A 6,286-nucleotide genomic window follows, 5' to 3' on the forward strand; every position below is an offset into this window, starting at 1 on the left:
GAAGAGGCGTGTCTTGCCCGACACCTCTCTCAGCTGGTCTCGATGGCCGCTCTTTACCTACCCTCAGCCCTCTCTCCTCTCGTACCCCTGCTTGGGCATCCCATCCCAAAAGGGCGAAAGTCGAGTCAGACCTCCAGGGCGTAGGCCGCGGCCACCTGCCGCGCGAAGGCCAGGATGTCGGCCGGCGTGTTCTCGTCCAACGTGACGCGCTCCAGCCCCCTCGCCACGGGGAAGGAGACCGACAGCGTCTGGGCATCGTGGGCGAAGCCCGGCGGCATTGGAAACGCTTCGATGGGCGCAAGCCGACTCGCGGCGATGAGCAAGGTCGTGAGTCGATGGACGTCGGCGCCGGACTGCTCACCTTCGAGGGTGGAGCGGCGCAGGAAGCGGCCGTCCCGGAAGACGGTGAGCGAGAAGCTCCGCGTGTTGGGGAGGCCGGGCGACTTCGACAGCTCCAGGACGTGGTCCTCCGCGGAGCACGCGGACGCGGCCTCCGGATGCGCGAGCCACGGAAGCCCTTCGTGCAGCCGCAGCTGGACCAGCGGGGAGAAGCGGCGGAAGTCCTCGAACCGACCTTCGACGACGTCCGTGCGCGCCCCTGGCGCCCAGCCCGACAGCGACTCGATGCGGTAGAAGACCTCGTCGACGTACCACCGCGCATCGCCGCGTCTCACGACGAGCAGGTCGGTGTACTGGGATTGGGGCTCGACGAGCGTGCGGAACTGACGGCGCTCCTCCGTCGGATGGCGCAGATGCCCCTCCAGGTTCGACGGGAACAGCGCCCGCCGAGCGCTTCCTGCGTGGGCCTCCTGCTCCTCCAGGAACGCGCCCAGCGTGGTGTCGGGCTTCGTCTCTCCGAAGTACGGGAGGAAGGTGAGCTTCAAGGACAGGGGGTCGACGCCCTGGGGCGGCACCAGTTCACACCGCTCGATGACAGGGCGGTCGTCCCCACGATGGACCTCGCGATAGCGTTCGAAACGGAGTGTCGGAGCAGCGGTCACGGATGCACCCTTCCTGGAGTCCTCGGGAGGGTGCTTTCCACCCTCCTGGCCTCATGAATACCCACTCCTCGAATCTCGCGCGTCGAGCCAGACTGGTCCAGGACGACGCTCGTCCATCTGCGCAGGAGGAACCCGATGCACCGCTCCACGACCTCGAGAGTCCGGCTCCCAATGACCCTGCTGTTGGTGCTCGGGGTGTTGCTGGGCGGAATGCCCGCCTGGGCGGGTGACATGCCGGCGAAGCCGCTGAAGAAGCCCGCGGACCGGCACTTCATCCGCAAGGTCAACCAGAAGTCCTACATCCGTGAAGACAACAGCGTCGTGGAGTCCCGGGTGAACATCAACCGGGACGTGGAGGACATCAACGGCGGCAAGGCCAAGAAGGGCAACGAGTCCGGGGTCCAGACGTGGACCATCAACCGGCGGACCTATGGCAACCACGATGGGACCCTGTACCCCATGCGAGGCGATGGCATCCACGAGCTGAACCGCGGGGCGTTCAAGGCGCTGGGCATCTACAACGAGATGAAGAACACGCCCCGCGCCAAGGAGATCCTGGACAAGATGAAGATCCCCGAAGCTGATAGGAAGGCCGCGCTCAAGGCCTTCAAGGCCGGGTAGGAGGAAACATGGCCGACAGACTTCCATTGGGGTTCCTCGTCCGCGCCGCGCTGAGCGACGAGCGGCTCTTCGACGGCATCGCTCGCGCGCTTGGCATCCCGGTCGGGGAGGTGGCGCCGTTCGACGTCGACCGGCCCGGGAACGAGGTTGTCCTCGTGACGACCACCTCGCGGCCTGCGGGCTTCCGCACGGACGTGAGCCTGTACGTCGACGCGTCCCGCGTCAGCGGCGGCGAGGCGCTCACCACGCAGGAGCTGGCCGCGAGGGTGGCCGTGCTGCTCGGGGAGGAGGTCCTCGTGTCTCCCCCCTCGGGAGACCCCGCCATCGCCGTCACCTGGTACCTGGTGACGCCGGATGGCCAGCGCTTCCGGGGGACCGAGATCCACCTCGGGGATGACGAGGACTCCATCGACATCGACCGCGCCTCGCTCCGCCCGGTGTAGCGCGCGGCACGAGGCCCGGCGGCCTCAGGTCCTGGGCCGCCAGGTCAGCCACTCGCCGGGGCGCGCCAGCTCCACATCCACCTTCCGCGCGCGGGCGGCGGCGAGGAGCTGCGCTTCCGCATCGGGGACCTCCCGATAGTCCTCGGACGGCGCGACGCCGTAGTGGATGGGCACGAGGAGCTTCGCGCCCAACACCTTCGCCGCGGCCACCGCCTGCTCCGGCGTCAGGACGCCGTGCACGTCACTGACGGGCTTGCGCCACCCGAAGCGCGCGCCGTTGATGGGCAGGAAGGCCGCATCGAAGGGCCCGAACTGGCGGCCGATTCCCCACCAGGAGCCATGCCACAGCGTGTCTCCGCAGTGGATGATGCGACGCCCTCCCCCGGAGACAACCCACGACACCTGCGGGTCTCCGTAACCATCCACCGCGGGAACGGCCGTCGCGGTGAACTCATTGAGCAGGACGGGCTCGTAGAGCGGCGCGGGCCGCACCCGGAAGCCCGACGCAGCGGCCGTCGCCGCCATGTCCGGACCACACACCAGCGTCCCCGTGTCCCCCAACGCCTGCCGCACCGCCTGTCGGTCGAAGTGGTCGGGGTGACGATGCGTCACCAGGACGTAGCGGTTGCCCTCCCCCACCTCCATCGGGACCAGCGGGTCCTTCAGCGCCGCGCCCCACACGGAGGGGTCACTCAACGGGTCCAGGAAGAGCGTGTCCTTCCCCAACTGCAACCGCACTCCGGCCCAGGCCAGGCGCTGAGCGCGAAGCGACTCGGCCTCCACGGGCTTCGCGGCCCGGCTCAGCCCGGGTGGAAGCAGGACCGCCCCCGCCGAGAGCGAGACCGCCGCTCGCAGGAATCCTCGGCGGTTCATCGCGCCTCCGGGGGAGGCACGGGGTTGATCCCGAAGAGACGCACACCCGTCTCCGTCCTCGGCTGATGACGGCTCGCCGGTGGGAAGAACAGGTACGAGCCTGGGCCCAGGCGCTGCTCTCCTTCGATGAGCTCACCGCTCAGCACGAAGACCTCCTCCCCCGTGTCGTGGACATCCACGAAGGGCCACTGACTCCCTGGGGCCATGTCCACGACCCAGACCCTCACGTCACGGGTGCTCGGCAAGTCCCTCCGCAGGCAGCCGGGCCCCACGATGACGGGTTCGACGTCGTCGAGCCTCAGGGGGAGAAAGGGGCCCTGCACTCTCGGGAAGCTCTCTGTTCGCGGCATCCATCCGCTCCTCTGGCTGTGGTGCACCCACGTTAAGGAGCAACAGGCGCTGAGCGCAGCGAAACGATTTCTCCAAGATGCTGAATGGGATTCATGTGAAGCTGCCCCGGTCATGCTCGAGCTTCGTCACTTCAAGTTGGTTGCCGCGGTCGCCGACACGGGAAGTCTGGCCGCCGCGAGCCGGCAGCTCCACCTCACGTCCTCGGCCCTGAGCCACCAGCTCCGGGACGCCGAGGAGCACCTGGGCGTGCAGCTCTTCCAGCGTCGCCAGCGACGTCTGCTGCTGACCGGCGCGGGCGAGAAGCTGCTCCTCTCCGCGCGACGGGTCCTGAGTGAAGTCGCCCAGGCGGAGGCCCTGTGCCGCGCGAATCCCCAGGATGACCTCTTGAGGCTCAGCACGGGCTGCTACACCGTGTATGGCTGGCTGCCGCCCATCCTCGGGCAGTGGCAATCGGAGCACCCTCGCGTCGAGCTGAGAATCGTCCTGGAGGCCACGCGTCAGCCGCTCGGAGCGCTGCTCGATGGACAGCTGGACCTCGCCCTGACTCCCGACGTCCCGAAGCAAACCCGGCTCGCACGGACACCCCTCTTCGAGGACGAGCTCATGCTGGTGGTCCCCGAGGCGCACGCCTTCGCGCGGCGCGGGCACGTCACGGCGCAGGACCTGGTGCGCGAACACCTGCTCACCTACGCCGCGCCCCGGGAACAGCTCGATGTCTTCACGCGGGTGTTGTGGCCCGCGGGACTCGAGCCGCAACGTGTCTCCCCCGTGCCCCTCACCGAGGCGCTGATCGAGCTGGTGCGCGGAGGTATTGGCGTCACGGCGCTGCCTGAATGGATGCTGCCGCAGCAGCGCCAGGGATTGCGGACCGTCCGACTCACCCCTCGGGGAATCCGACGCCGCTGGAGCGCCGTCACCCGTGCGTCCCGTCAGCGCTCCGCGCCGCTGGCACGCTTCATCGAGCTGCTTGGAGAGAGATTCTCCACCCGAGGCCAGCCCGCGCCACGGATGCGTTCGCGGAAGGCCGCTTCGTCACGCGTGGGCTGAGTGCCGCCGACATGCCTCGCGGCGGCTCATCCCAGCCCACACGGGCTGTGCTAGAAGTCGTGGGCGTGAGGCCCACGTCCCTGTCCAAGACCGCCCGAGGTTCGCTGCTCATGATGCTCTGTCTGGGCATCAGCCAGCCCGCGCTCGCCAAGGCCCCGGAGGCCAACGCCCAGGGCTTCGCGGCGTATGGGAAGGGGGACTACAAGAAGGCCCACGCGCTCTTCGAGAAGGCGCTGCAGCAAGACCCGTCCAACGCCTATGCGCGGCTCAACCGGGCGAGGACGACCACCCTGCTCAACCAGGGCAAGGAGGACGCCGACGACTTCGACGACTGCGCCTACGAGAGCAATTGGATCTACCTGGCGCTCGCGGACCTGTCGAAGGCCGTGGAGCTGGACGCCAAGGCCATCCTGCCGAAGATCGACGACGACGCCCTGGGACTCAAGGCCCTCAAGGCGCGTGACGAGTACAAGAAGTGGCGTCAGGCCATCTCGGTGCTGGTGGAGGAGAAGGGCATCCGGGAGAAGGTGCTGGGCACCACGTCCGACTGGTGGTTCCTCCGGCCGGGGCAGCTGCCGAAGAACATCACGCTCGCGGCGGACAAGCGCGTCGTGGAGACGCTCCAGGACATGACGGAGCGGACCGCGGGCCATTGGCGCCCCTTGGGCGGCGGCGTGGAAATCACGGCCGGCAAGGAGCCGGCGCGCCCCTGGAAGCTGCAGGCCGGCAAGTATCCGTTCGACCAGGGCAGGCGCTTCTTCTTCGAGGTGCAGCTCGTGCCGGGTGAAGGGCCGCAGCCCGAGGAGTACGGCTGGAGCACGGGGCCGCTGAGCCTCGGCCCCTTGAGCGGTGACTGCCTGTAACGTCAGCCCTCCAGTCAGCGTGTCATTGCAGTCGCACGAGACAAAGCTGTTCTCGGCGGCGTGAGCCTTGTGACATCCGCACTCGGCGTGCGCTGGGTTTGAAGGCGTCAGAGGTGACTGGTAGAGGCTCCGGACCCCGCCGCTTTGGCGGGTCTGACACGGAGAACCTGGATGAACACCCTTGGACGTCTCGCCGCGATGTGCGGCCTGTTGGCGCTGGTTGGTTGCGGTCCGGAAGCCCCCGTCGCGGAGCCCCCGGAAGAGACTGTCACGAGCATGGCGGGTGGCCGCGTGCCGCCGCCCATCTGCCCGGAGGTGATGCCTCCGCTGTGCGAGGACGGCGACCTCTACCCCATCTACTCGGGCACGTGCCTCACCGGCTTCGAGTGTGTTCCCCGCGCCGCCAAGGCCAACTGTCCCCAGATCGTCTACCCGGGCCCTGGCTTCTGCGAGTTCGGCACAATCACCCCGGTGTACTCGGGCGGCTGCCTCGTCCGGTACACCTGCACGATGTAACCCCACCACACCCCGAACGGAGAGACACATGCGCACGGGAATCATGGCGGGATTGCTGGCGATGGGATGGCTGGTGGGCTGCGGAGGAGTCGATGGCGAAGCCACCGTCGACGCCGAGACGGAGGCCCAGGCCATTCCGTGCCGTGACATCACGGGACGCGACTACGTCATCACGTACTACGCGGAGGCCGCGAAGCTCACCAAGGTGGGCGAGCTCCAGTGCGGCTGCAGTGTGCCCGAGCGGGTGCTGACCGGCACCCAGACGGTCCACTACGAGAAGGTCTACGGCTGCATCGCGCTGTAGCCCTGGAAACAAGAAGGCCGGTAGTCCCGAGTCTCCTCGAGGACTACCGGCCTTCAAGAGCGGCGGAAGGGATTCGAACCCTCGACCCCGAGCTTGGGAAGCTCGTGCTCTACCAACTGAGCTACCACCGCGAGCGACCCGGCCGGTGTACCGCAGCCCCCCGGGAGCGTCAAGGACGTTGGCGACACCGCCCTCCCCTCCAGCGCCGCCTGAACAGCGCCAAATTGCTGGGGAAGTTGCCACCCCGACGCGCGCCAGCAGCACCTC

Annotated in this window: 9 protein-coding genes and 1 tRNA gene; 6 read left to right on the top strand and 4 right to left on the bottom strand. The window is 68.1% G+C overall.

The annotated features are described in order from the left end of the window. Nucleotides 1-125 precede the first annotated feature (125 nt). Nucleotides 126-884, bottom strand: coding sequence for a hypothetical protein (locus FL311_RS39875; RefSeq protein ID WP_228557399.1), 759 nt, complete (start codon nt 882-884; stop codon nt 126-128). Between the two features lie 288 nt (nt 885-1,172). Here FL311_RS39875 and FL311_RS39880 point away from each other — a divergent pair, with 288 nt between their 5' ends. After that, nucleotides 1,173-1,622, top strand: a complete 450-nt coding sequence (locus FL311_RS39880; RefSeq protein ID WP_228557400.1) for a hypothetical protein — start codon at nt 1,173-1,175, stop codon at nt 1,620-1,622. Nucleotides 1,623-1,630: 8 nt separating this feature from the next. Beyond that, nucleotides 1,631-2,065, top strand: coding sequence for a hypothetical protein (locus FL311_RS39885; RefSeq protein WP_141332877.1), 435 nt, complete (start codon nt 1,631-1,633; stop codon nt 2,063-2,065). Nucleotides 2,066-2,089: 24 nt separating this feature from the next. Here FL311_RS39885 and FL311_RS39890 read toward each other — a convergent pair whose 3' ends face one another. Then, nucleotides 2,090-2,938, bottom strand: a complete 849-nt coding sequence (locus tag FL311_RS39890) for an MBL fold metallo-hydrolase (RefSeq protein ID WP_141332878.1) — start codon at nt 2,936-2,938, stop codon at nt 2,090-2,092. Then, nucleotides 2,935-3,165 carry a cupin domain-containing protein gene (locus FL311_RS39895; RefSeq protein ID WP_228557401.1) on the bottom strand — a complete coding sequence of 77 codons (231 nt, stop codon included), beginning with the start codon at nt 3,163-3,165 and terminating at the stop codon, nt 2,935-2,937. Before FL311_RS39895 ends, FL311_RS39890 begins: the two co-directional genes overlap by 4 nt. Before the next feature lie 235 nt (nt 3,166-3,400). On the opposite strand from FL311_RS39895, the gene FL311_RS39900 reads away from it, so the two are divergent. The 4 genes from FL311_RS39900 to FL311_RS39915 all read left to right on the top strand — a co-directional run bounded on the left by FL311_RS39900 (nt 3,401) and on the right by FL311_RS39915 (nt 6,019). After that, the gene (locus FL311_RS39900) at nt 3,401-4,336 is read left to right on the top strand and encodes a LysR substrate-binding domain-containing protein (RefSeq protein WP_141332880.1); all 936 of its coding nucleotides are present in this window, start codon (nt 3,401-3,403) and stop codon (nt 4,334-4,336) included. A gap of 65 nt (nt 4,337-4,401) precedes the next feature. After that, nucleotides 4,402-5,199, top strand: a complete 798-nt coding sequence (locus FL311_RS39905) for a tetratricopeptide repeat protein (RefSeq protein WP_228557402.1) — start codon at nt 4,402-4,404, stop codon at nt 5,197-5,199. A gap of 171 nt (nt 5,200-5,370) precedes the next feature. Continuing rightward, a complete protein-coding gene (locus FL311_RS39910; protein WP_141332882.1) occupies nt 5,371-5,715 on the top strand; it encodes a hypothetical protein in 345 nt (114 codons plus the stop codon). Between the two features lie 28 nt (nt 5,716-5,743). Next, a complete protein-coding gene (locus tag FL311_RS39915; RefSeq protein WP_141332883.1) occupies nt 5,744-6,019 on the top strand; it encodes a hypothetical protein in 276 nt (91 codons plus the stop codon). A 58-nt stretch (nt 6,020-6,077) separates the two neighbouring features. Here the strand turns inward: FL311_RS39915 and FL311_RS39920 are convergent. Beyond that, nucleotides 6,078-6,150 (bottom strand) — tRNA-Gly (locus FL311_RS39920). Between the last annotated feature and the right edge of the window lie 136 nt (nt 6,151-6,286).

Source organism: Myxococcus sp. AB025B (genome assembly GCF_006518215.1).
GTDB classification, from domain to species: domain Bacteria; phylum Myxococcota; class Myxococcia; order Myxococcales; family Myxococcaceae; genus Myxococcus; species Myxococcus fulvus.

Coding starts and splice junctions, on each gene's coding strand:
- FL311_RS39880 (WP_228557400.1), top strand. CDS start 1,173: ATGACCCTGCTGTTGGTGCTCGGGGTGTTGCTGGGCGGAATGCCCGCC.
- FL311_RS39885 (WP_141332877.1), top strand. CDS start 1,631: ATGGCCGACAGACTTCCATTGGGGTTCCTCGTCCGCGCCGCGCTGAGC.
- FL311_RS39890 (WP_141332878.1), bottom strand. CDS start 2,938: ATGAACCGCCGAGGATTCCTGCGAGCGGCGGTCTCGCTCTCGGCGGGG.
- FL311_RS39900 (WP_141332880.1), top strand. CDS start 3,401: ATGCTCGAGCTTCGTCACTTCAAGTTGGTTGCCGCGGTCGCCGACACG.
- FL311_RS39910 (WP_141332882.1), top strand. CDS start 5,371: ATGAACACCCTTGGACGTCTCGCCGCGATGTGCGGCCTGTTGGCGCTG.
- FL311_RS39915 (WP_141332883.1), top strand. CDS start 5,744: ATGCGCACGGGAATCATGGCGGGATTGCTGGCGATGGGATGGCTGGTG.